General features: G+C 66.7%; 26 protein-coding genes and 2 tRNA genes. 10 read left to right on the forward strand and 18 right to left on the reverse strand.

Going from position 1 to position 23,401, the window contains the following annotated elements; genetic code table 11:
- Window positions 1-4 precede the first annotated feature (4 nt).
- On the reverse strand, window positions 5-748 hold the full coding sequence (locus tag ACUDTM_RS10855) for a DUF6776 family protein (RefSeq protein ID WP_005419791.1): 744 nt from the start codon (window positions 746-748) through the stop codon (window positions 5-7).
- Between the two features lie 179 nt (window positions 749-927).
- Between ACUDTM_RS10855 and ACUDTM_RS10860 the strand changes: the two genes are divergently transcribed.
- From ACUDTM_RS10860 to ACUDTM_RS10870, 3 genes are read left to right on the forward strand one after another with little or no spacing between them, the layout of a single operon-like run.
- Entirely contained in the window at window positions 928-1,545 is a 618-nt protein-coding gene (locus ACUDTM_RS10860; RefSeq protein ID WP_252744862.1) for a DUF4126 domain-containing protein, read from the forward strand.
- 44 nt (window positions 1,546-1,589) lie between these two features.
- The gene (locus tag ACUDTM_RS10865; protein WP_252744861.1) at window positions 1,590-3,479 is read left to right on the forward strand and encodes an EAL domain-containing protein; all 1,890 of its coding nucleotides are present in this window, start codon (window positions 1,590-1,592) and stop codon (window positions 3,477-3,479) included.
- 1 nt (window position 3,480) lies between these two features.
- Window positions 3,481-5,715, forward strand: coding sequence for an ATP-binding protein (locus ACUDTM_RS10870; RefSeq protein WP_088497352.1), 2,235 nt, complete (start codon window positions 3,481-3,483; stop codon window positions 5,713-5,715).
- A 1-nt stretch (window position 5,716) separates the two neighbouring features.
- Here the strand turns inward: ACUDTM_RS10870 and bfr are convergent, their stop codons facing one another.
- The 3 genes from bfr to ACUDTM_RS10885 form a co-directional block, all read right to left on the reverse strand.
- A complete protein-coding gene (gene bfr / locus ACUDTM_RS10875) occupies window positions 5,717-6,187 on the reverse strand; it encodes a bacterioferritin (RefSeq protein ID WP_005419804.1) in 471 nt (156 codons plus the stop codon).
- 142 nt (window positions 6,188-6,329) lie between these two features.
- Complete coding sequence (locus tag ACUDTM_RS10880; RefSeq protein ID WP_005411309.1) at window positions 6,330-6,539, reverse strand: (2Fe-2S)-binding protein; 210 nt, start codon at window positions 6,537-6,539, stop codon at window positions 6,330-6,332.
- 203 nt (window positions 6,540-6,742) lie between these two features.
- A complete protein-coding gene (locus tag ACUDTM_RS10885; protein ID WP_005419809.1) occupies window positions 6,743-7,366 on the reverse strand; it encodes an RNA pyrophosphohydrolase in 624 nt (207 codons plus the stop codon).
- A 121-nt stretch (window positions 7,367-7,487) separates the two neighbouring features.
- Between ACUDTM_RS10885 and ACUDTM_RS10890 the strand changes: the two genes are divergently transcribed.
- Window positions 7,488-7,564 (forward strand) — tRNA-Met (locus ACUDTM_RS10890).
- Between the two features lie 55 nt (window positions 7,565-7,619).
- Window positions 7,620-7,694, forward strand: a tRNA-Gln gene (locus ACUDTM_RS10895).
- Between the two features lie 324 nt (window positions 7,695-8,018).
- Here ACUDTM_RS10895 and rpsI read toward each other — a convergent pair.
- A complete protein-coding gene (gene rpsI / locus ACUDTM_RS10900; RefSeq protein ID WP_005411311.1) occupies window positions 8,019-8,411 on the reverse strand; it encodes a 30S ribosomal protein S9 in 393 nt (130 codons plus the stop codon).
- A gap of 2 nt (window positions 8,412-8,413) precedes the next feature.
- The gene (rplM, locus tag ACUDTM_RS10905) at window positions 8,414-8,842 is read right to left on the reverse strand and encodes a 50S ribosomal protein L13 (protein WP_005414692.1); all 429 of its coding nucleotides are present in this window, start codon (window positions 8,840-8,842) and stop codon (window positions 8,414-8,416) included.
- 196 nt (window positions 8,843-9,038) lie between these two features.
- Between rplM and coq7 the strand changes: the two genes are divergently transcribed.
- Window positions 9,039-9,683, forward strand: a complete 645-nt coding sequence (gene coq7, locus ACUDTM_RS10910) for a 2-polyprenyl-3-methyl-6-methoxy-1,4-benzoquinone monooxygenase (protein WP_072168912.1) — start codon at window positions 9,039-9,041, stop codon at window positions 9,681-9,683.
- Between the two features lie 82 nt (window positions 9,684-9,765).
- Here coq7 and ACUDTM_RS10915 read toward each other — a convergent pair whose 3' ends face one another.
- Together ACUDTM_RS10915 and speD are read right to left on the reverse strand one after the other, a co-directional pair.
- Window positions 9,766-10,086, reverse strand: a complete 321-nt coding sequence (locus tag ACUDTM_RS10915) for a DMT family transporter (protein ID WP_005419816.1) — start codon at window positions 10,084-10,086, stop codon at window positions 9,766-9,768.
- Window positions 10,087-10,254: 168 nt separating this feature from the next.
- A complete protein-coding gene (speD, locus tag ACUDTM_RS10920; RefSeq protein WP_005411315.1) occupies window positions 10,255-11,049 on the reverse strand; it encodes an adenosylmethionine decarboxylase in 795 nt (264 codons plus the stop codon).
- A gap of 149 nt (window positions 11,050-11,198) precedes the next feature.
- Here speD and crp point away from each other — a divergent pair, with 149 nt between their 5' ends.
- Together crp and ACUDTM_RS10930 are read left to right on the forward strand one after the other, a co-directional pair.
- The gene (gene crp, locus ACUDTM_RS10925; RefSeq protein WP_010482649.1) at window positions 11,199-11,888 is read left to right on the forward strand and encodes a cAMP-activated global transcriptional regulator CRP; all 690 of its coding nucleotides are present in this window, start codon (window positions 11,199-11,201) and stop codon (window positions 11,886-11,888) included.
- Between the two features lie 134 nt (window positions 11,889-12,022).
- Window positions 12,023-12,784 (forward strand): sulfite exporter TauE/SafE family protein, encoded by a 762-nt coding sequence (locus tag ACUDTM_RS10930; protein WP_072168911.1) that lies wholly within the window; start codon window positions 12,023-12,025, stop codon window positions 12,782-12,784.
- A gap of 97 nt (window positions 12,785-12,881) precedes the next feature.
- Here ACUDTM_RS10930 and ACUDTM_RS10935 read toward each other — a convergent pair whose 3' ends face one another.
- The 10 genes from ACUDTM_RS10935 to ACUDTM_RS10980 all read right to left on the reverse strand — a co-directional run bounded on the left by ACUDTM_RS10935 (window position 12,882) and on the right by ACUDTM_RS10980 (window position 21,346).
- Window positions 12,882-13,598, reverse strand: a complete 717-nt coding sequence (locus tag ACUDTM_RS10935; RefSeq protein ID WP_005419826.1) for a haloacid dehalogenase-like hydrolase — start codon at window positions 13,596-13,598, stop codon at window positions 12,882-12,884.
- Window positions 13,595-14,389: an indole-3-glycerol phosphate synthase TrpC gene (trpC, locus tag ACUDTM_RS10940; protein ID WP_005419828.1), complete on the reverse strand. Its 795-nt coding sequence runs from the start codon at window positions 14,387-14,389 to the stop codon at window positions 13,595-13,597. Before trpC ends, ACUDTM_RS10935 begins: the two co-directional genes overlap by 4 nt.
- 74 nt (window positions 14,390-14,463) lie before the next feature.
- Window positions 14,464-15,495 carry an anthranilate phosphoribosyltransferase gene (gene trpD, locus ACUDTM_RS10945; RefSeq protein ID WP_049443905.1) on the reverse strand — a complete coding sequence of 344 codons (1,032 nt, stop codon included), beginning with the start codon at window positions 15,493-15,495 and terminating at the stop codon, window positions 14,464-14,466.
- A gap of 16 nt (window positions 15,496-15,511) precedes the next feature.
- A complete protein-coding gene (locus ACUDTM_RS10950) occupies window positions 15,512-16,099 on the reverse strand; it encodes an anthranilate synthase component II (protein ID WP_065178878.1) in 588 nt (195 codons plus the stop codon).
- A gap of 2 nt (window positions 16,100-16,101) precedes the next feature.
- A complete protein-coding gene (locus tag ACUDTM_RS10955) occupies window positions 16,102-16,881 on the reverse strand; it encodes an SIMPL domain-containing protein (RefSeq protein ID WP_065197061.1) in 780 nt (259 codons plus the stop codon).
- A gap of 67 nt (window positions 16,882-16,948) precedes the next feature.
- On the reverse strand, window positions 16,949-18,424 hold the full coding sequence (gene trpE, locus ACUDTM_RS10960) for an anthranilate synthase component I (RefSeq protein WP_012481441.1): 1,476 nt from the start codon (window positions 18,422-18,424) through the stop codon (window positions 16,949-16,951).
- A 200-nt stretch (window positions 18,425-18,624) separates the two neighbouring features.
- Window positions 18,625-19,560, reverse strand: a complete 936-nt coding sequence (gene yegS, locus ACUDTM_RS10965) for a lipid kinase YegS (RefSeq protein WP_353080424.1) — start codon at window positions 19,558-19,560, stop codon at window positions 18,625-18,627.
- 253 nt (window positions 19,561-19,813) lie between these two features.
- Window positions 19,814-20,296, reverse strand: coding sequence for a GNAT family N-acetyltransferase (locus ACUDTM_RS10970; protein WP_065178874.1), 483 nt, complete (start codon window positions 20,294-20,296; stop codon window positions 19,814-19,816).
- A gap of 12 nt (window positions 20,297-20,308) precedes the next feature.
- A complete protein-coding gene (gene rpe, locus ACUDTM_RS10975; protein ID WP_072168909.1) occupies window positions 20,309-20,986 on the reverse strand; it encodes a ribulose-phosphate 3-epimerase in 678 nt (225 codons plus the stop codon).
- Between the two features lie 30 nt (window positions 20,987-21,016).
- Window positions 21,017-21,346 (reverse strand): J domain-containing protein, encoded by a 330-nt coding sequence (locus ACUDTM_RS10980; RefSeq protein ID WP_008265098.1) that lies wholly within the window; start codon window positions 21,344-21,346, stop codon window positions 21,017-21,019.
- A gap of 144 nt (window positions 21,347-21,490) precedes the next feature.
- Here ACUDTM_RS10980 and ACUDTM_RS10985 point away from each other — a divergent pair, with 144 nt between their 5' ends.
- Both ACUDTM_RS10985 and ACUDTM_RS10990 read left to right on the forward strand, forming a co-directional pair.
- On the forward strand, window positions 21,491-22,417 hold the full coding sequence (locus ACUDTM_RS10985) for a phosphoribosylaminoimidazolesuccinocarboxamide synthase (protein WP_032954595.1): 927 nt from the start codon (window positions 21,491-21,493) through the stop codon (window positions 22,415-22,417).
- Between the two features lie 199 nt (window positions 22,418-22,616).
- Window positions 22,617-23,102 (forward strand): Mpo1 family 2-hydroxy fatty acid dioxygenase, encoded by a 486-nt coding sequence (locus tag ACUDTM_RS10990; RefSeq protein ID WP_072168908.1) that lies wholly within the window; start codon window positions 22,617-22,619, stop codon window positions 23,100-23,102.
- Window positions 23,103-23,401: the final 299 nt, after the last annotated feature.

Here is a 23,401-nt window from a genome sequence, read left to right on the forward strand (position 1 = left end):
CTGCCTACTCCCCTTTGCTGGCCGGCGCACCGGCCTGTTTCCAGTCGAATACCTGGGTGGTACCCCCCGTACCACTCCCCAATGTCACCCGCACGCGTTGCGGGGTGAAGTCAGCCGGCAGCATCACGCTGCCGGTGAGCTGCTGGAAGTACCGGAACGAGTAGTCCTGTCCCGGCACCTTGCTGCGCTGGTGCAGATCATCCCAGCTGATCGTGGCCAGCTTGCCGTTCTTCACGCCTTCCACGGTGAAGCGCATCTGCCCCTGGCTGATGGCCCCGCGGTTGAGGTTCTGGGTCAGCACGGCGGTGTACTGCCAGGTGCCGGCCGCTTCCGGGCTGAACTCGATCGAATGGGTGTTCAGGCCCTTGCGCTGGCTGGTCGAGCCGACCAGCCGCTCATAGAAGGCAACATCGGCGCGCAGCCCGGCGATTTCCTCATCGCGCTCGGCCAACGAGGACTGCACCTCGGTATTTGCGGCACGGCTGATGCGGTCGGAGGCTTCCAGCGTGGCCTGCTTCTGGCGCAGCTCGGTCAGCTGCGCCTGCAGCGCCTCGGCACGCTTCTCGGCGGCCTGCAGGCGCTGGCCCTGGGCATCGCGCGGGGTGGCCATCCAGCAGCCGCCAAGCACCGCCAGCACCAGGCTGAGCAGCCAGATGCCGCCGATCACCAGCAGGCGGCGACGGTCGGCAGGCGGTTGCGGCGCGCCGGGCAGGCGGACCTGCACGCGCATGGGAGGACGGTTGGTCATGGGTGGTTTCCGGGGTATCGCAAGGGCGACACCGGTACGGCCCCTGTGGCAAACGACGGGCTAGTGTATGACAGGACGGGTGGGTTTCCTGCGCAGTGGCCGGCCACGGTCGGTGGCGTTCAGGCACGCCATCGTCGATAGTGTGGCCCCCTGCACAGTTCCGTCGCCGGAGCATCGCCATGACCGAAGCCCACCTGTTCGTGATCGGCATCCTGCTGGCCTGGCTGGCCGGTATCCGCGTCTACCTCACCGTGTTCGGTGTCGGCCTGGCCGGGCTGCTTGGCTGGGTCGATCTGCCCCCCGCCCTGCAGGCCACCGAATCATGGTGGGTGCTGGGCACCTCGGCGGCGCTGGCGGTGGCCGAGTTCTTCGCCGACAAGATCCCTGGCGTGGATTCGGTGTGGGACCTGGTGCAGACGCTCGCGCGCGTACCCGCCGGCGCATTCCTTGCGGCGGCCACGCTGTCGCCGGATGGCCAGCTGGGCACCGGTGCGCTCGCCGCCGGTGCCGGCGTCGCCCTGGCCAGCCATGGCCTGAAGGCCGGTACCCGCGCCCTGCTCAACACCTCGCCGGAACCGGCCAGCAACTGGGTCGCCTCTGCGGCCGAAGACACCGTCGTGATCGGTGGCCTGGCCCTCGCCCTGGCACACCCGTGGATCGCGCTGGTCGTGGTGCTGGCCTGCAGCCTGGCCGGTGCGCTGCTGGTGTGGCTGGTCTGGCGCGCCCTGTGGAAGGGCGTGCGCTGGCTGGCGCGCGGTGCATCGGCAGCACCGCCAGGGCACACCGGTACCGGCTGAGCGCCGGGCTTGTCGCATAATGGACGCGAACACCAGGAGCACCGATGGCCGCAAACGAATCCCCCGCGGGCGCCCGCCCGGGACGCGCTGAAACCCCTCCGGCCGACCATTGGCAACGCTGGGCCCCCGAGACGGCGTCTCCGGCCGTGGTCCCACCGATGGCGGCGAGCCCATCCCCTGTCGCGGCCGATGCGTCCACGCCGGCCAACAGCGCGCCGCCGCCGCTGCCCGGCCCGGTCGCACTGGCCGACGCCGACAACAACGATCTGGCCCCGTCGCCATCGGACTCGCCCTACCGCGTGCTGATCGTTGAAGACGATCGCGCGCAGGCCCTGTTCGCGCAGAGCGTGCTGCACGGCGCCGGCATGCAGGCGATCGTCCACAACGATGCCGATGCCGCGCTGCAGGCCATCAAGGAGCACCGCCCCGACCTGATCCTGATGGATCTTCACCTGCCCGGCCTGGACGGCATGCGCCTGACCGCGCTGATCCGCCAGCAGCCCGGCCTGCAGCTGCTTCCGATCGTGTTCCTCAGCGGTGATCCGGATCCGGAGCGCCAGTTCGAAGTCCTCGACAGCGGCGCGGACGACTACCTGAGCAAGCCGATCCGGCCCCGCCACCTGATCGCAGCGGTGGCCAACCGCATCCGCCGCGCACGAGCCCAGGCCGCGACCCTGCCCGGCGCCACCGGCGCACCGGCCACCAGCAATCCGGAAACCGGCCTGCCGACGCGCCACCACGTGCTGCAGCAGCTCAACACCGCACTCGCCCACCGCGATCAGGGCGGCGTGTTCTTCATCGAAGTGGCCAGCGCGCTGGGCCTGCGCGAACGCTATGGCTATGCCGCGTTTGAACGGCTGATGGTGCAGGCCGGGCAGCGCCTGGCCGAAGCCGGCCATCCGCACCTGCTGGCACGCCTGAACGACAACAGCTTCCTGCTGCTGGCCCGCAGCGCCGACGAGGACGCCCTTGACAGCATCGCTGCCAGCCTGCGCGAGCAGCTGTCGGCACGTGCCTTCGTGATCCGCGACGACGAATCCGTGCACCTGCGCGGCGTAGTCGGCTATGCACCGCTGTCACCAGGCTTCGACGATGCCAGCAGTGCGTTGGAAGCCGTCGAGCGCACCACCCTGCAGGCGCGCCTGCTCAGCGCCGGGGTGGCCGGCCATGTGCACCGCCAGGCAGTCACCGAACAGGAACACCTGGCGCTGCTGGAAGGACAGCTGGAACTGGCCTATCAGCCGATCGTCGCTGTTGCCGGCGGCAACACCGCGCAGTACCAGTTGCTGTTGCGCCTTCGCCAGGCCGACGGCACCGTGCTGGCGGCCGGGCAGGTAATCCCGGCCGCGGAAGCCGCAGGCCGCATCGCCGATCTCGATCAGCAGGTGATGGACCACGCGCTGGGGCTGCTGGACCTGTACCGCCACGCGACGCAGCCACTGAACCTGTTCGTCTCGCAGTCGCTGCGCACCCTGCAGCGCGACGCCTTCGCCGACTGGCTGCTGGAATCACTGCAGCAGCGCGACCTGCCGGGCAGTGCACTGGTGATCGACGTGCGCCTGCCGGACGCACTGATCCACACCGTGCCGCTGCAGCAGTTCTGCCAGCGCATGGCCAGTGCCGGGGTGCGCTTCTGCCTGAGCCAGTTCGAACCCAGCGGCGAGGCCGATGCCCTGCTGAACCAGCTGCCGCTGTCGTTCGTGCGCATGGCTGCGCGCTTTTCCAGCAGCCATGCCAATCCGGCCACGCGCGAGGAGCTGCGCAAGGCGATCGATCAGGCCCATGCCGCCGGGCTGCAGATCATCGGCCAGCAGATCGAGGATCCGCAGGCTGCGGCGGCGATGTGGGTCGGCGGCGTCGACTACATCCAGGGCAACATGGTGCAGTCGGCCGGCAGCGACCTGAACTTCGACTTCCACAACGCGGTGCTCTGACGTGCCGCTGTGGGGCGTGCTGCTGGTTGCCCTCGCCGCGGCCACCATCGCGCTGATGGCGCTGGGCCTGCGGCTTCGTGCGCGCGACCGTGCGCTGGCGCAGCTGCAGCGCACGCACGGCGCGCTGGCCGCTGAACGGGACCAGCTACGCCATACCACTGAACGCCAGGGCCAGCTGGAACAACAGCTGCTGCAGGCCAAGCAGGCCGCCGAGGCGGCCGTGCTTGCCAAGGGCGAGTTTCTGGCCACGATGAGCCACGAGATCCGCACCCCGCTCAATGGCATTCTGCCGATGCTGGAGCTGATCGCACGCGGGCCACTGGGCGAGGACCAGCGGCAGATGCTGGCCACCGCCTCGGCCAGCTCGCAGCAGCTGCTGCGCATCGTCGACGACATCCTCGACTACTCCCGGCTGGAAGCACAGGCGCTGGAGCTGGAAATCACCAGCTTCAACCTCCGCGATCTGCTCGACGGCGTGGTGCAGCTGATGCAGCGCGCCGCCGACGCCAAGGGCCTGGCACTGGGCCTGCAGCTGGATCCATCGGTGCGCCTGCCGGTGCGCGGCGACCCGGTGCGCCTGCGCCAGGTGCTGAGCAACCTGCTGGCCAATGCGATCAAGTTCACCGCCCGCGGCCAGGTGCAGCTGCGTGTGCTGCGCCTGGGCGAAGGTGCCGCGCAGCACCAGCTGCGCTTCGAGATCATCGATACCGGCATCGGCATCGACGACGCGCTGCAGGCACGCCTGTTCCAGTCTTTCAGCCAGGCCGACGCATCCACCACGCGCATCTACGGCGGCACCGGCCTGGGCCTGGCCATCTGCAAGCGCATCATCGACCTGATGCATGGGCGTATTGGTGTGCAGTCCACGCCCGGCCAGGGTGCTACGTTCTGGTTCGAGATCCCGCTGCTGAAGGTTCCTGGCGACCTGCCGGCGATGACGCGCGCGCCGGCACCGCTGCTGCTGTTCAGTGCCGATGCAACGCTGCAGGCACGCATCGAGCGCATCGCTGCCCACCATGGACTGCAGGTGGAGGTGCTGGCGCAACTGGACAGCGTGGTCGAGCGCCTGCGCGCTCCCGCGCGGCCCGGAAAACCGGCACCCGCCTGGCTGCTGGTCGATGCGCGCGCACGCCGCAACGGCGAGGCCACGCTGCAGCTCGCACTGGGGGAACGCGACGACGACGATGCACTGCAGGTACTGTGGCTGCAGGAGGATGCGATTGCGCAACGCCCCCGCCAGCGCCAGCTGCCCTCCCACTTCGACGACGCCGCCCTGCATGCACTGCTGGCGGCACCGGTCGCCTCTGCCCGCCCCGCTGCGCTGCTGGCCAGCGCGGAACACGAGCAACCGGCTGCCACGCTGCCGCCGCTGCATCTGCGCGTACTGGTGGTGGAGGACAATACGGTGAACCGGATGGTGGCCGAGCAGCTGCTGCGGGTGTTCCAGTGCGAGGTGCGCAACGCCGCCGATGGCGAACAGGCCCTGGCCGCCCTTCGCGAAGGCGGGCTGGACATCGTGCTGATGGATTGCCAGATGCCGGTGCTGGACGGCTACGCCGCCACGCACCGCTGGCGCGCCGAAGAAGCGGAAACCGGGCGTGCGCGACTGCCGATCATCGCGATGACCGCCAATGCGATGGCCGGCGACCGCGAGCGCTGCCTGCAGGCCGGCATGGACGATTACCTGTCCAAGCCGATCGCGCGCGCAACGCTGCATGCGCTGCTGCAGCGCTGGGGTGGCGGTAAAGCCGCAGCACCTGCACGGCCTTCTGTGGAGCCGGGTGATGCTCGCCTGACGGCCAATTGCAGTCGCACGCCATCAGCCGAGCATGGCGCGGCTCTACAGAATCCGGAAAAGCAGGTGGCGCCAGCACCACAACCGGTGCTCGACCGCGATGTGCTGGATGAACTGCACGCGGTGATCGGCGATGCTGCCACCCAGATCGTCACGGCATTTCTTGAAGATGCGCCGGCGATGGTGCAGCAGTTGCAGCTGGCCGCGCGGAACAGCGATGAACCGCGCATGCAGGCCGTCGCGCACAGCCTGAAATCATCAAGCGCGAACGTGGGGGCGTTGTCGCTGTCGGCGATCGCGCAGCGGATCGAGCACGAGACCCGTAGTGGCAGCCTGCAGCGCCCCGCAGTGGCGGTGGCGCTGCTGGTTGCGGAATTCGCCCGGGCGCGCGTTGCACTGACGGGCTACCTGGCACAGCATCGCGCCGGCCAGGACCGCTGATTCACTCTTCCAGCTTGCTCAGCAGGTACTTCGGCTCGCCGATACGCTCGATCAGGTCGAGCTGGGTTTCCAGCCAGTCGATGTGTTCTTCCTCCGAGTCGAGGATCTTCACGAACAGCTGGCGGCTGACATAGTCGCCAACCGAATCGGAATAGGCCACCGCCTCGCGCAGGGTGACCACGCCATCGCGTTCCAGCGACAGGTCGCACTGCAGGATTTCGGTGGGGTTCTCGCCGATGCGCAGCTTGCCCAGCGCCTGGAAGTTCGGCAGGCCTTCGAGGAACAGGATGCGGTCGGCGAGCATGTCGGCATGCTTCATCTCGTCGATCGATTCCTTGTACTCGTGTTCGGCCAGTTCCTTGATGCCCCAGTTCTTCAGCATCTTGGCGTGCAGGAAGTACTGGTTGATCGCGGTCAGCTCGTTGTAGAGGACCTTGTTGAGGAATTCGATGACCTTGGTGTCGCCCTTCATGGGGATGCTCCTGCACGCTGAAAACGCAGGCACTGTAACGCCTTGCGTGCGGTGGTGAAGGAACGCGAATCGTGCGCATTGGCCTGCGCGGTTGCAGGTGAAGGACGCGAAAGCGCGGCGTCAACAGGCCGCGAGGAAACGATCAGGCGACCTGGGCGAGGCCCAATACCGGCAGCGGCAGATCGTGCGTCGCGCGTGCCTTGGCCAGCAGGTCGCCGGCCATGTCCAGGCACGAACCGCAGGTGGCACCGCAACCGGTACGCATGGTCAGTTCCGCCACCGTGCTGACGCCATGGCTGGCGGCTTCGCGGATCTGGTGGTCGGTGACTCCGTTGCAGATGCAGACGTACACAGGCGGGGACCGGGCTGACAGGCCAGAAGCGGCCTGTTGCGTATTCCAATGGAAACGAGAATGGTTGTCAATCAGAGACCTGAACCATTCTCGATACCGTTCAGAGTCGGATTGACCGGCCCGGCGGGCAGCCAGGTCCTGCTGGAAACAGCCGGGGGGGACGCGTTGTGACGAATCGGCCCACAGCCTGCGTGGCCTCCCATTCAAACCGCCCCGGACTCCCCCTTGGCCTTGCGCGGCCAGTAGCCGCCGCGCTTGGGCGTGCGCTTCCGGGGCCTGTCGTGGCCGGCTGCGTGGCCCGGCATCCAGGCCTCGGCGGCACTCTTGGGCATGGCGCTGACGCCCTGCCCGGCCACCCCACGCGCCAACGGCGCCAGGTGTCGCAGCGCGCGCGCATAGACGCCACGCTTGAACATCACCACGTGCTCCACCGGGTACCAGAAGTCCACCCACCGCCAGTGGTCGAACTCGGGCGAGTCGGTATGGTCCAGCTGCACATGCGATTCATCGCCGGTCAGGCGCAGCAGGAACCAGACCTGCTTCTGCCCGATGCAGACCTGCCGCTCATTGCGGCGGATGGCCCGTGCCGGCAGCTTGTAGCGCAGCCAGCCGGGCGTCGCCCCGAGCACTTCCACGTGCTCAGGCAGCAGGCCGGTCTCTTCCTGCAGTTCACGATACATGGCCTCGACAGGCGTCTCGTCGGTGTTCATGCCACCCTGCGGGAACTGCCAGCCGTCCCGGCGCACGCGTCGTGCCCAGAACACCTGGCCGTCCTGCCGCATCAGCACGATGCCGACGTTCGGTCGATAGCCGTCCGGATCGATCACGATGCGGACTCCTAAGAAAATCTACTGGTCGGGACTATCCCATGCCCTCTGTCGGCCCACAAGCACGGCACAAAAGTGTTGACAGGGCCGATACACATCCGCAGAATAGCGGGCTCACCAAGGCTATGTAGCTCAGCCGGTTAGAGCACAGCACTCATAATGCTGGGGTCGGTGGTTCGAGTCCACCCATAGCCACCACATTGAAAATCAAGTTGTTTTTCAGTGTGAAAAGTGAGAAAATAGTTGCACGTTTTGCCCCGTCGCCAAGCGGTAAGGCACCTGACTCTGACTCAGGCATTCGGTGGTTCGAATCCATCCGGGGCAGCCAAATCAAAAGCAAAAGGCCAGATCAGAAAGATCTGGCCTTTTGCTTTTGATTTGGTCCCGCATTCCACCTTATCCCCGCGCCTGTCGGCGCGCCCCCTTGAACAACAAGGGGGCTCTTCTCCAGAGAGAGGCCCGGGGTCGGATCCTTTTCCAAAGGAAAGGGCTCTGACCCCACCCCTTCCGAGATGCGAAACCATGGGTAGTGCCGGCCGCTGGCCGGCAACCCGGAAATGCATCCCCCCGAAACGACAAAAGCCCGGCCGAAGCCGGGCTTTTGCTTTCCCATCCAGCGGGCTCCTGAAGGAGCCCAACCAGGCGCGGTAGATCAGCGCTTGGAGAACTGGGTGGCGCGGCGGGCCTTGTGCAGACCAACCTTCTTACGCTCGACTTCACGGGCGTCACGGGTCATGAAGCCAGCCTTGCGCAGCTCGGACTTCAGGGTTTCGTCGTACTCGACCAGAGCACGGGCGATGCCCAGACGGATCGCACCGGCCTGGCCGGTGGTGCCGCCGCCAGCGGCGGTGACCAGGATGTCAAAGCTTTCGGTGTTCTTGGTCAGCTCGAGCGGCTGGCGCACGATCATGCGCGCGGTCTCACGACCAAAGAACTCGTCCAGCGGACGACCGTTGACGGTGATGTTGCCCGAACCCTTGCGCAGGAACACGCGAGCGGTGGAGGACTTGCGGCGGCCAGTGCCGTAGTTTTGAGTGATAGCCATGATTAGATATCCAGAACCTGCGGCTGCTGTGCGGCGTGCGGATGCTCAGTGCCGGCGTAGACCTTGAGCTTGCGGTACATCTGGCGACCCAGCGGGCCCTTCGGCAGCATGCCCTTGACGGCGATCTCGATCACGCGCTCCGGGTGGCGCTCCAGCGCCTGGGCCAGGGACTCGGTCTTCAGGTTGCCGATGTAACCGGTGAAACGGTGATACATCTTGTCCTGCAGCTTCTTGCCGGTGACGGCAATCTTTTCTGCATTGATGACGACCAGGTAGTCGCCGGTATCAACGTGCGGGGTGTAGACCGGCTTGTGCTTGCCACGCAGACGGCGGGCCAGCTCGGTGGCGAGACGGCCCAGGGTCTTGCCCTCGGCGTCGACGAGGTACCAGTCGCGCTGGACGGTCTCGTTCTTGGCAGTGAAAGTGCTCATGAAGAACTCTATGTTAGGTCGGGCTCATTGCGGCGAACGGCTCGCCGGAACTCTGCCACGCGTTGTGAAAGGTGAAGCGTAAGAGGCGGGATTGTACGCAGGTCAAGCCCCCGGTGCAAGCCGGCCATGTCCCGGGTTGGCAGGGGGCCGGAGCCGGGGGAGAATCGAGGGGTCTTCCGTCCCACCGCGTACCGCCATGACCGTGCTCCGCCAGACCACACCGCTGGACCACCTGCTGACCGAAGCGCAGCGCGCCTTGGACACGGTGTTCGGCAACCCGCCGGCGGCCCGCCCCTACCCGGCCGCGGACACCAGCGAGCCGGGCATGGACAACGCTGAACGCCGCCACGCGGCCGGGCTGATGCGGATCAACCACGTCGGCGAAGTCTGCGCACAGGGCCTGTATTTCGGCCAGGCCGCCGTGGCCCGCGACCCTGCCACGCGTGAACACCTGCTGGAAGCGGCCCAGGAAGAGACCGACCACCTGGCGTGGTGCGCCACCCGGCTGGGCGAGCTGGGCAGCCGCCCGAGCCTGTTCAACCCGTTGTGGTACGCCGGCAGCTACACCATCGGCACCCTGGCCGGGCTGCGCGGCGACGGCTGGAACCTCGGTTTCGTGGTCGAAACCGAGCGCCAGGTGGAAGCCCATCTGGACGAGCACCTGGTCGACCTGCCGGCCGGCGACCTGCGCAGCCGTGCGGTCATCCAGGTGATGAAGGAAGACGAAGCCCGCCATGCGGAGCACGCCGAGCAGGCCGGCGCACGCCGCCTGCCGTTCCCGATCCCGGGCGTGATGGCGCTGGCCTCCAGGGTGATGAAGACCATCGCCTACCGCATTTGAAGGGTCGCCCGCACCAACGGTGCGGGCCTACCAGGAGGTGCGGGGGGCGACGGTGGGGCCCGACCGTTGGTCGGGCCATCCATCAGTTGGGCGACACCAGCTTCAGGCCGATCACGCCGGCCACGATCAGGCCCACGCAGGCCAGGCGGGCCGGCGACGCACTGTCATTGAACAGGTAGATGCCGAGCACAGCCACGCCCATGGCACCGATGCCGGTCCAGATCGCATAGGCGGTGCCGACCGGGATGCTCTTCATCGCCTGGCTCATCAGGTACAGGCTGATCAGGGCCGATACCACCGTGGCAACGGTGGGCAGGGGTTTGCTGAAGCCTTCGGAGTACTTCATTCCGAGGGCGAAACCGATCTCGAACAGGCCGGCCAGCAGCAGGTAGATCCAGGGCATGGGTGGGGGCTCCTTACCTTTCTTGAGAAAAACGAAACGGCCCGGTGTTTTCACACCGGGCCGTGGGTCGGTACATCACCGTGGAACTGTAACGTGTGTGGGGCACTGGTTCCACGGGGCGGGTCGTCCCGCCTGGGTGGCGATGCCTGCGGGCATCGCACATGGGACTTACTCGGACAGGTTCCGGCCGTGGAACAGCTCTTCGATCTCGCGCTTGAGCAGCGCTTCGATCTTCATGCGTTCCTTGAACGAGAGGTTCTTGGCCTTTTCCTCGAACAGGTACTGGTCCAGGTCGAAGTCCTTCAGGTGCATCTTCGTGTGGAAGATGTTCTCCTGGTAGACGTTGACGTCGAACATCTCGTAACGCGACTTGATGTTCTTGGCCAGGAAGTTCTGGATCGAGTTGATCTTGTGGTCGATGAAGTGCTTCTTGCCCTTCACATCGCGGGTGAAGCCACGGACGCGGTAGTCCATGATCACGATGTCCGACTCGAGGCTCTCGATCAGGTAGTTCAGGGCCTTCAGCGGGGAAATGACGCCACAGGTGGCCACGTCGATGTCCGCGCGGAAAGTGGCGATACCTTCCTGCGGATGGGTTTCCGGGTAGGTATGGACCGTGATGTGGCTCTTGTCCATGTGCGCGACCACGGCGTCGGAGATCAGCTCCTTGCCGGCCAGCTTCTTGTCGATCACCGGTTCTTCGGAGATCAGGATGGTCACCGAGGCACCCTGCGGATCGTAGTCCTGGCGGGCCACGTTCAGGATGTTGGCGCCGATGATCTCGGCGACATCGGTCAAGATCTGAGTCAGCCTGTCGGCGTTGTACTCTTCATCGATGTATTCAATGTAACGCTGACGCTCCTCTTCGGTGCGCGCGTAACACACGTCATAGATGTTGAAGCTCAGCGCCTTGGTGAGGTTGTTGAAACCCTGCAGCCTCAGGCGAGGCAACGGCTTGACCACGGCGGTCGATTCCTGTGTAAGAAGGGAAAGGGGGAATTATGGGGCAAACTGCCCCCGGGGGGAACGTGAAGACGCAAGAGTTCTGGCACACTGTTTGCCCTTAACAATTGCGCTGGTTAAGCTCCGCTATCGACCCCGTGAATCCGTTCATGCGCAGAGGGAGCGCTCCTATCGTGTCAACCGTGCGCCTAGCTAGCAGTCCACTGGCCCTGGATATCGCCACAATCGATCGTTTCCTGGCGCACAGCCACAGGCGGCGATATCCCACCCGTACCGACGTCTTCCGGCCCGGAGACCCGGCGGGAACCCTGTATTACGTCATCAGCGGCTCGGTTTCGATCATGGCCGAGGAAGATGACGATCGCGAGCTTGTGCTGGGCTACTTCGGTGCCGGCGAGTTCGTCGGCGAGATGGGCCTGTTCGTCGAATCGGACCGCCGCGAGGTGATCCTGCGGACCCGTACCGCCTGCGAGCTGGCTGAAATCAGCTACGAGCGCCTGCATCAGCTGTTCCTCGGCCCGCTGTCGGCCGATGCCCCGCGCCTGCTGTATGCGCTGGGCCAGCAGATTTCCAAGCGCCTGCTCGACACCAGCCGCAAGGCCAGCCGCCTGGCATTCCTGGACGTTACCGACCGGATCGTGCGCACCCTGCACGACCTGGCGCAGGAACCGGAGGCGATGAGCCACCCGCAGGGCAGCCAGCTGCGCGTCTCGCGACAGGAACTGGCGCGACTGGTCGGCTGCTCGCGCGAAATGGCCGGCCGCGTGTTGAAGAAGCTGCAGACCGACGGCCTGCTGCATGCCCGCGGCAAGACCGTGGTGCTGTACGGCACCCGTTGATTGCAAGGCAACCCAACGCTGCCGAGCCATCCTGTAGAGCCGAGCCGACGCTCGGCTGCGGTACGTCAAAGGCAGCCGCGCAAGGGCTCGGCTCTACACGGCCCCTGCGCGGCCCGCTGGGCTAGGCTCGGTACATGGAGCTGAGCAGCGAATTCTGGTGGTTCATCCTCATCGGCCTGGGCGCACAGCTGGTGGACGGTGCATTGGGCATGGCGTTCGGCCTGGTGTCCTCGTCGGTGATGCTCAGCATGGGCCTGCCCCCGGCACAGGTCAGCGCCAGCATCCACACCGCTGAAGTGTTCACCACTGGCGCCTCGGGGGTGTCGCACCTCGCAGCCGGAAATGTCGATAAACGCCTGTTCGTGCGCCTGGCCCTGCCCGGCGCAGTGGGCGGTGCCGTGGGCGCGTACGTGCTCACGCAGCTCCCGGGCGAGATCATCCGGCCACTGATCTACCTGTACCTGCTGGTGCTGGCGATCATCATCCTGGCCCGCGCCGCTGGGCGCTTTATGCCCAAGGGCGAGATCCGGCGGGTGCCGGTGCTGGGCTTCTTCGCCGGCCTGCTCGACGCCAGCGGCGGCGGTGGCTGGGGGCCGATCGCGACGTCCACCCTGCTCGCCCGCGGCGGCCAGGCGCGCACCACCATCGGAACAGTCAACGCAGCCGAGTTCGTGGTCACGTTGACGGTGTCAGCGACCTTCCTGTTGTCGATGGGCGTGCAGCATCTGCAGATCGTCGCCGGCCTGCTGATCGGCGGCATGATGGCCGCGCCGGTGGCGGCGATCCTGGTCAAGCGGGTGAAGGAGCGCTGGGTGCTGGTGGCCGTCGGCGTGCTGGTGCTGGGCATCAGCCTGTTCCAGATCGGGCATGCGGTGTACGGGCACCTCTACCGCTGAAGCATCCCCTGTAGAGCCGAGCCATGCTCGGCTGAGGACACACGGATCCCGCAACGAAGAGCAGCCGAGCATGGCTCGGCTCTACAACAGGCGCGGGTCAGGCCTTGTCGCCGCCGCGATCCACGCATCCCCAGTTGAGGATGCGGGTGCCGGCCGGCAGCACGCGGCGGAAAAACGCCACCCGCCCCGGCTTCGGGTTCACCACCACCGGCGCCTTGGCCGCCAGCAGCAGCGGCAGGTCGGCGGTGCTGTCGGAGTAGGCGATATCGATGTCGCCATAGCCGCGTTCGCGCAGCATGCGCATCTTCTCTTCGTTGTGGCAGTGCCGGGTCGGGCCAACACCGCCCAGCCGCGGGCCGACCTCGGTACCGATCACCGGTACGTCCTGATGGGCGACGAAGGCCAGGATCGCGCGGGCCAGCTCCGGCGGCGCGCCGGTGGCAACCACCACGCGATCGCCCTTGGCGCGGTGCGCGGCGAACACCTCCAGCGCCTGCGGCAGCAGCTTGGCGCGCATCTGCGCCTGGTTGCGCAGCACGTAGGCGTCGATCACCTTGTTGAAATCGCGCGCACGGTGCAGGCCGAAGCTGCCGATCCACACATAGACCGAGATGCCCGCGCGACGGGTCGGCAGCATCGCCACCATCGGCCCGGCAATCGGCGTGACCAGCAGCGCCGCCAGCATGCGCAACGGGTTGCGCTTGATCAGCGAGGCGAACAGGTGGGTACCCGAATCGCCGTCGTAGAGGGTGTGGTCGAAGTCGAAGACCACCAGCGGCGCATCCTCGCGCGGCGTCGGATAGTGCGTTGTCATGTTGCGAAGAATAGCTGACGCAGGCCCTCGCCCGGCTCTTCCACGCGCATGAAGGCCTCGCCGACCAGGAAGGCATGGATGCCTGCATCGCGCATCAGCGCCACGTCCTGCGGGCCGAGGATGCCGCTCTCGGTGACCAGCAGGCGGTCACGCGGCACCGCCTGCTGCATGTCCAGCGTGGTCTGCAGCGACACCTCGAAGGTGCGCAGGTTGCGGTTGTTGATGCCGATCATCGGCGCCGGCACCTGCAGCGCGCGCTCCAGCTCGTCGATGTCGTGCACTTCCACCAGCACGTCCATGCCCAGCGACAGCGCCAGTTCCGACAGCGTGGCCAGCTGGGTGTCGTCCAGCGCGGCGACGATCAGCAGGATGCAGTCGGCGCCCAGCACGCGCGCCTCGTACACCTGGTAGGCGTCGATCACGAAGTCCTTGCGCAGCACCGGCAGCGTGCAGGCTTCACGGGCCTGCTGCAGGTAGGTATCGGCGCCCTGGAAGAAGTCCACGTCGGTCAGCACCGACAGGCAGCTGGCACCACCGAACTCGTAGCTGACCGCGATATCGGCCGGTCGGAAATCGGGGCGGATGACGCCCTTGGACGGGCTGGCCTTCTTCACCTCGGCAATCACCGCCGGGTCGCCGTTGGCCACGGCCGCCTGCAACGCGCGTACGAAGCCACGTACCGGCGGGGCGCTGGCCACGGCGGCCTGCAGCTCCTCGAGCGGGCGCTGGGCGCGGCGCTGGGCCACTTCTTCGGCCTTGCGGGCCAGGATCGTCTGCAGGATGTCGCTCATCGTCTTCGATTCGGTGCGGGGGCGCTGAGGACGGCCATTATCGGCCATCGACGGGGTCAGGCTGAACCGCGCGCTCAGGCAACCAGCGCGCGGGTGGTCTCCACATACTGTTGCAGGCGCTGGCGGGCGCTGCCATTGGCGATGGCAGCACGGGCACGGGCCAGGCCATCACCGATGTCGCTGGCCACGCCGGCCACGTACAGCGCGGCGCCGGCATTGAGCGCGACGATGTCCAGCGCCGGGCCGGGCTCGTTGTCCAGCACCGCGCGCAGCATCTGGATGGACTGCTCCGGGCTGTCCACGCGCAGGTTGCGGCTGGCCGACATGGCGATGCCGAAGTCCTCCGGGTGGATCTCGTACTCGCGCACCTTGCCGTCGCGCAACTCGCCCACCAGGGTGCCGGCGCCGAGCGAGATCTCATCCATGTTGTCGCGGCCCCAGACCACCATGGCGCGCTCGGTGCCCAGCTCGCGCAGCACGCGCGCCTGGATACCCACCAGATCAGGATGGAACACGCCCATCAGCACCGACGGCGCGCTGGCGGGGTTGGTCAGCGGACCAAGGATGTTGAAGATGGTGCGCACGCCCATCTCGCGGCGGACCGGCGCGACGACCTTCATCGACGGATGATGGATCGGCGCGAACATGAAGCCGATGCCGGTCTGCTCGATGGCAGCGGCCACCTGCGCTGGCTGCAGCTCGATGGCCGCGCCCAGCGCCTCGACCGCATCGGCGCTGCCGGACTTGGACGACACGCTGCGGTTGCCGTGCTTGGCCACGCGCGCACCGGCCGCAGCCGCCACGAACATCGCGCAGGTGGAGATGTTGAAGGTGTGCGAGCCATCGCCACCGGTGCCGACGATGTCGACCAGGTGGGTGCTGTCGGCCACCGGCACCGCCAGCGCGAATTCGCGCATGACCGTGGCGGCGGCGGCGATCTCGTCGATGGTCTCCTTCTTCACCCGCAGGCCGGTGAGGATGGCGGCGGTCATCATCGGCGACACGTCGCCGCGCATGATCTGCCGCATCAGGTCGACCATCTCGTCGAAGAAGATCTCGCGGTGCTCGATGGTGCGTTGCAGGGCTTCCTGGGGGGAGAAGCTCATGGGAATGCTCCTTGGATCAGGCCGCCGGGCGCTGCAGGAAATTGCGCAGCAGGGCGTGGCCGTGTTCGGTGAGGATGGATTCGGGGTGGAACTGCACGCCTTCCACCGGGAACTGGCGGTGGCGCAGGCCCATGATCTCTTCGATCGAGCCGTCCTCGTTCTCGGTCCAGGCGGTCACTTCCAGGCAGTCCGGCAGACTGTTCTTGTCCACCACCAGCGAGTGGTAGCGGGTGGCCTGGTAGCGGTCCGGCAGGCCGGCGAACACGCCCTTGCCTTCGTGGCGGATCGGCGAGGTCTTGCCGTGCATGATGTTGCCGGCGCGGATCACGGTGCCGCCGTAGACCTGGCCGATGCCCTGGTGGCCCAGGCACACGCCGAGGATCGGCGTGGTCGGGCCCAGCCGCTGGATCAGCTCCAGCGACACGCCCGCTTCGTTGGGCGTGCACGGGCCGGGTGAGATGACGATGCGCTCGGGCTTCTGCGCGACGATCTCGTCCACGCTCATTGCATCGTTGCGCACCACCTTCACTTCAGCGCCCAGCGTCTGCAGGTACTGCACGAGGTTGTAGGTGAAGCTGTCGTAGTTGTCGATCATCCACAACATGGTCAGGTTCCGTCGCTTATCAGGAAAATGGCGTACACGTTTTCGGTGTAGGTGATGGGGCCGGCTTCGACCGACTCGGGCAGGCGGGAGCCCGTGGTCTCGATGCTGTTCATCGGTGCCTCGGGCGCGGGCGGCGAAGGCGGCGTCACCAGATCCCCACTGCTCGGCCAACTGCCGGCCTGGATGCCATAGGCAAAGTTCGGCGCTACGTCGGAAATGCTGTACAGGCCGCGCAGCCGGGTGCCGTAGGCCTTGGCCAGGCCCTGCGCGGACTCGCGGGTCCGGGCCGCCGCCTCACCCTTGAGTTCGCGGCGCAGCGCCACTTCACCCGAATAGGTTGGCGCCAGGCTGCTCACCTGTACGTTCTCGTCGGCCTTCAACGCACCCAGCACATCCTGCATCGCCTTCACGCTGGCGAAGCTCGCACGCAGCTGGCGCGATACGCGGGTACCGATGAAGACCTGCCGGTTCTGCTCATAGCGCGTCGCCGGGCCGATCCGCAGGTTGTCCGCACGCACGCTGCCGTCCACCGCCTTGTGCTGCTTGAACAGCGCCAGCGCGCGCGCCACGTTGTCCTGCACGCGGCGGCGCGCGGCGTCGGCGTCCATGTCGGTCTCTTCGATGTTCAACTGCAGGCCGAACCGGTCCGGCATCACCACCCGACGCGCCTCGCCCTTCACCAGCAGGTGCGGCTGCGACGGAATGGTATTGGCCTGCGCCCACGCAGACGGGGCCATCGTGGCCAGCAGCGACGACCACAGCAATGCGCTCAGCAGCTTCATGCGGTACTCCTTGTCTTCAACGGGAACAGCGGAAGATGCCGCGGCGCAGGCCACGGCACGGGGAGCGTCACAGGCCCTTGGCGGCCTGGGCGACGGCGCGGAACAGCGCACGGCCCTTGTTCATCGTCTCGTCCCATTCCTTGTCCGGGTCCGAGTCGTAGACGATGCCGGCGCCGGCCTGCACGTACAGGCGGCCATCCTTGATGACCGCAGTGCGGATCGCGATCGCGGTATCGGCATCGCCGTGCCAGCCGATGTAGCCGATGCTGCCGGCGTAGACGTTGCGCTTGATCGGTTCCAGCTCGCGGATCACTTCCAGCGCGCGGATCTTCGGCGCGCCACTGACCGTGCCGGCCGGGAACGTGGCACGCAGCACGTCGGCGTAGCTCAGGCCCGGCTGCAGCTGCCCGGTCACTTCGCTGACGATGTGCATGACATGGCTGTAGCGTTCGATCACGAACTGCTCGCCCACTTCCACGGTGCCGGCCTTCGAGACACGGCCGGCATCGTTGCGGCCGAGGTCGATCAGCATCAGGTGCTCGGCGCGTTCCTTCGGATCGGCCAGCAGCTCGGCTTCCAGTGCCAGGTCCAGCTCGGGCGTGGCGCCACGCGGGCGGGTGCCGGCGATCGGGCGCACGGTGACTTCGCCATCCTGAAGGCGTACCAGGATCTCCGGCGAGGAACCGACCACCTGCAGGTCGCCGACATCGAGGAAATACATGTACGGCGAGGGATTCAACGCGCGCAGCGCGCGGTACACATCCACCGGGCGCGCCTTGAACGGCACGCTCAGGCGCTGGCTGAGCACCACCTGGAAGATGTCACCGGCGCGGATGTATTCCTTGCTGCGCTGGACCGCATCGACGAAGCCTTCGCGGGTGAAGCCGGAGACGAAATCCGATTCGTCCAGCACGTCGCTGTTGAGCGGTGCCGGATAGCCGGCGCCCGGTGCACGCAGCTTCGCAGTCAGTGCGTCCAGGCGCGCCTGCGCCTGTTCGAAGGCACCGTCGACACGCGGGTCGGCGTGCACGATCAGGTACAGCCGGCCCTTGAGATTGTCGAATACCGCCAGCTCGTTGGAGTCCAGCAGCAGGATGTCCGGCGTGCCCAGCTCATCACGGCCGGCCGGCGGGGCCAGGCGCGGCTCGATGTAGCCGATGCACTCGAAGCCAAACCAGCCGACCAGGCCGCCGGTGAAGCCCGGCAGGCCTTCCAGCTTGGGCACCGAGTGGGCGCTGCGCAGCGCCTCGACTTCGGCGAAGGGATCGGCTACCTCGCGGGTGTCCACCACCTGGCCGTCTTCGCGCACGGTCAGCGTATGGCCGTGGAAGGCATACACGCGGCGCGCCGGCAGGCCGATGATCGAGTAACGACCAAAGCGCTCGCCGCCTTCGACGGATTCAAACAGGTAGGTATTGGGGCCGTCGGCGAGCTTCAGATAGACCGAAAGCGGCGTGTCCAGGTCGGACAGCACTTCGCGGACGACGGGAATGTGGGTGTGGCCTTCAGCGGCCTGCTGCTGAAACTGAGCGTGCGAGTTCAAGACGACTTTCCTTCCGGGACACAGCGTTATGGGGGCGGACGACGGCAACGGGCCACCATCGCCACCAACGGCGTGCGGAAGAAAGAGTATGCGGGGTCGTCAGGCTGGACACCCCTTGACTGTATCGCAGCTTGCGCGGCAGGGGAACCCTGGGAAACTGAACCACCGGACGCCCGCAGTGGCCACGGGGACCGATGACTCTACCCCTGCCCCTCCAGCAACGGGCATCCGGTCGGCAGATGCATCCGCACCCTGCCCGGCACGCACTCGACGCGAAAGCGACGGGCCTGCACCGGTTCGCCGTCCAGGTTGAGCGTCAACGGACGCTCGGATTCCACCTGCAGCCACGGCAACCGCGCCCGTGTGGCCAGCTGTTCCAGTGCGGCCTGGGTACCGGACTTCAGCATCTGGCCGAGGGTGGCGGTGACCTCCCCTTCCAGTTCCGGAAGCACGGTCACATCCAGCAGTCCATCATCGATCAGTGCCTGCGGGCACAGCTGCTGGCCGCCACCGGCCTGGCGCCCGTTGCCGATGCCCAGCGCGATGAAGTCACCTTCCCAGGCGAAGTCCGGGCCGGACAGCCGCGCGGCGATCGGCTCGATGCGGCCCAGCTTGGCGATGCCGGTGATCACGTAGGCCAGCCCACCGAGCATCTTCTTCAAGCCGGCATCGGTCTCCACCGTCACCTGCGTGCCGAAGCCACCACTGGCGAGGTTGGCGCACCACCAGGGCGTGCCATCGGCATCCACGCGCAACAGGTCGATGGGCCGTGCCGGCACCTGGCCGATCAGCGCGAGGGCATCGCCGGGCTCGGTGGGAATGCCTGCCGACGTGGCGAAGTCGTTGGCGGTCCCCATCGGAATCAACGCCAGCGAAGGCAGCGCTTCTGCCGGTTCCTCACGATGGGCCAGCGTCTCGGCCACCGCGCTGAGCGTGCCATCGCCACCGGCCGCCACGATCACGTCCACGCCATGATGGATGGCCTCGGCAACGTAGCGTTCAGCGTCACCGTCTTCCCAGGTCACCCGCACCTCCAGCTGCACGCCCTGCCCGCGCCAATGGCCCACGGCGTCGCGCAACTCTTCGTTGCCTGCGGATTTGCCATTGAGGATCAGGCGCCAGCGCGGGGTGGTCATGCGGTACTTCCAGGTCGGGGCGGCACAGGCTAGCAATGCACTGTTTGCCCGCAGTGAATGTCACGCAGGTGTCATTCAGCTGCTGGAGAATGGAAGGCCATAGCAGGGACGACGGATGGAGGCAGGATCAGCCTCCCACGCATGCAGCGAGGCCACGCCAGTGATTGGCGTGGCTTTTTTTTTGGGGGGGGGCGCAGGGAGTGCGAACCAGGGTTCGCACCCACCGGGTTGCGGTTCGCACCCACCACACGCCTCACCCGTTGGCGAAATCGTGCAGCGCCTGCCCCTGCAGCCGGTACACGGTCCACTCGTCCTGCGGTTTGGCACCGGCGGCGGTGTAGAACTCGATGGCCGGAGTGTTCCAGTCCAGCACCGACCATTCGAAACGGCCGCAGCCTTCGGCCACGGCCTGGCGTGCGATGTACTTCAGCAACGCTTTGCCGGCACCGGCACCGCGCTTTTCCTGGCTGACGTACAGGTCTTCCAGGTAGATGCCCTTGCGGCCCAGCCAGGTGGAGTAGTTGTAGAAGTACACCGCATAGCCGATGGCCTCGCCGTCGGCCTCGCAGATCAGCGCGCGGGCGGTGGCGTCGGCGCCGAACAGGCTCTCGGCGATGCCGATCTCATCGGTCTGCACCGAATGCTCGGCCTTCTCGTAGATCGCCAGCTCGCGGATGAAATGCAGGATCAGGCCAGCATCGGCCACGGTGGCCGGGCGAATGTTCAACACGGCCACCGTACTCATGGCTCAGCCCCGTGCCGCAGCGACGTTGGCGCGCATCTGCGCGATCACGTCCTGGTAGCTGGTCCTGGCGTTGAAAATGGCCGAACCGGCAACGAAGGTGTCGGCGCCGGCGGCGGCGATCTCACCGATGTTGTCGGCCTTCACGCCACCGTCGATCTCCAGGCGGATGTCCTTGCCGCTGGCATCGATCATCTTGCGCACCACCTTCAGCTTGTCCAGCGCCGAGGGGATGAAGGCCTGGCCGCCGAAGCCCGGGTTGACCGACATCAGCAGCACCAGGTCCAGGTCATCCAGCACCCAGTCGAGGATGTCCACCGGGGTGGCCGGATTGAGCACGATGCCCGGCTTGCAGCCCAGCGAGCGGATCAGCTGGATGGTGCGGTGCACGTGCCGGCTCGCCTCCGGGTGGAAGCTGATGTAGGTGGCACCGGCCTCGGCGAAGTCCGGGATGATGCGGTCCACCGGCTCGACCATCAGGTGCACGTCGATCGGCGCGGTGACGCCGTGCTTGCGCAGGGCCTGGCAGACCATCGGGCCGATGGTCAGGTTCGGCACGTAGTGGTTGTCCATCACGTCGAAGTGGACCCAGTCCGCACCGGCAGCGAGGACGTTGTCGACTTCCTCGCCGAGGCGGGCGAAGTTGGCGGACAGGATGGAGGGGGCGATGAGGCAGTGGGACATGGCCGGGCCTTGCAACGAGGGGAAAGTGGGTCAGCGCTTGCGCAGGGTCTTGATGCGGTCGTAGGCGGCATTGATCCGCCGCGACTTCTGCTCGGCCTGCTGCTGCAGCTCGGGGGCGGCGCCGCCAAGCTTGTCGGGGTGGTACTGCGAGATCAGCTTGCGGTAGGCGCGCTCGATCTCGGCATCGGTGGCCTCGGAGGTCAGCCCCAGCTCCCGGTACGGGTTCTCCTTGTTCAGGCGGAACCAGTCCGAATCGAAGGCGTGGCCAATCAGCAGGCCGACCACCGCGCCGAACAGCGGATTGGGCCGGAACAGCAGGGCGCCGGCGATGAATCCGAGCAGTTTTCCGTACCAGCGCATGGCGCTCCGGGGTCGACCGACGAAATGGACGCTCATTTTACGTCACAGCGGGCCCGGACGGCTTTACACTAGGCCGCCCGCTGGTCAGCGGGCCCGCCGGGTCCGTTGGGCAGCAGCCGTATCGACAACGCCCCAGGAGTGCCCGTGCCAACCACGCTGTTGCAATCCGATCTCCCCGGCCTGCCCTTGCGCCATCGCGGCAAGGTGCGTGATGTGTTCGATATCCCGCGCGAGCGGCTGCCAGCCGGAACCCCGCCGGGCGACTACCTGCTGATGGTGGCCACCGATCGCCTGTCGGCGTTCGACGTGGTCCTGCCCGACCCGATCCCGGGCAAGGGCGAGATGCTCTGCCAGGTCTCCAACTTCTGGTTTGCCAAGACCGCGCACCTGATGCCCAACCACCTGACCGGCATCGACGTGGCCAGCGTGCTGCCCGAAGGCGTGGACCCGGCGCTGTACGCCAAGCGCGCGGTGGTCACCCGCAAGCTGAAGCCGGTGCCGGTGGAAGCGATCGCCCGCGGCTACCTGATCGGCAGCGGCTGGAAGGATTACCAGCGCACCGGCAAGGTCAGCGGCATCGACCTGCCCGACGGCCTGCGCCAGGCCGAACAGCTGCCCGAGCCGATCTTCACACCCTCGACCAAGGCCGCGGTCGGCGACCATGACGAGAACATCGATTTCGACGCGATGGTGAAGCAGGTCGGTGCGGAACTGGCCGAGCGGGTGCGCGACGCCACCCTGCGCATCTACAAGTTCGCCGCCGATTACGCCCGCGAGCGCGGCATCATACTGGCCGACACCAAGTTCGAGTTCGGTACCGACGCCGATGGCCGGCTGTACATCATGGACGAGATGCTGACGCCGGATTCCTCGCGTTACTGGCCGGCCGACGAGTACGAAGTGGGCACCAGCCCGCCGAGCTATGACAAGCAGTTCGTGCGCGATTACCTGGAGACGCTGGACTGGGGCAAGACCGCCCCGGGTCCGAACATCCCGGCCGACATCATCGAGCGCACCCGCGCCAAGTACGCCGAGGCGCTGCAGCGCCTAGCCGGGATCAGCGTCGACTGATCCGCCTGCGCCCCTGGCCGGAAAGGCGGGGGGCGCGTTCGGTAGTGCCGGCCGCTGGCCGGCGCTTCGGTGAACCTGCAACCAGGCATGGCCTGGTCCTGGTAGTGCCGGCCGCTGGCCGGCGACGTCGCGAACTCGGCTATGCTCTGGTTTGCCGGCCAGCGGCCGGCACTACCGTTGTCCGAGGAAGCGACGCAGCATGCAGACATCCACCGAGCTTGCGCGGCCGATCGACCGCTATTTCGCCAGCTACTCCGACGACCACCGCAACGTGATCAACCAGCGCATCCACGTGGTGGCGGTGCCGGCGATCCTGTGGTCGGTGGTGGCCCTGCTGTGGTGCCTGCCGCCGCTGATCACCTGGTTCCAGTACGGCATCTGGTCGGCGTTCGCGATGTTCAGCGCCTGGTGCTTCTACAACAAGCTGTCGCGCCCCCTGGGCATCGGCATGCTCGTCCAGTTCTTCGTATTCGGCTGCCTGTGCCGCCTGCTGGAGGCCGAGATCGGCCTGCAGGGGCTGCGCTGGCTGGCGGTAGGGGTGTTCGTGGTGGCCTGGATCGCGCAGTTCATCGGCCACACGTTCGAGGGCCGCAAGCCCAGCTTCCTGACCGACCTGACCTACCTGCTGATCGGCCCGGCCTGGGTGATGGCCAAGTTCTATCGCAAGCTCGACTGGCGCTACTGATCGCCGGCGGCCGACAGCGGCTGTCGTTTCCTGAACGGGCGAATTCCATCACCCACACTCCACGGCGGCCCTGCCAGCCTGCGCCGGTGACTCGCTCCCCGCTTCCCGTCCGTTGACGGCAGCCCCTGTGCGACAGGGCCTGCGGTCTCCCTGCGTGGGCGTAGGGTGTCCCCCGAGGGCAACCGGGAGGGACCGCAGGAACGTGATGTTGCGCCGCGGAAAAAATGAATCAGCGAACGTTACATGCAATTGATCGCTGTTTGATGGGTTTCGGCGACATTTCGCAGCCTGTTATTCTC

Source organism: Stenotrophomonas maltophilia group sp. vghtpe118 (assembly GCF_052605195.1).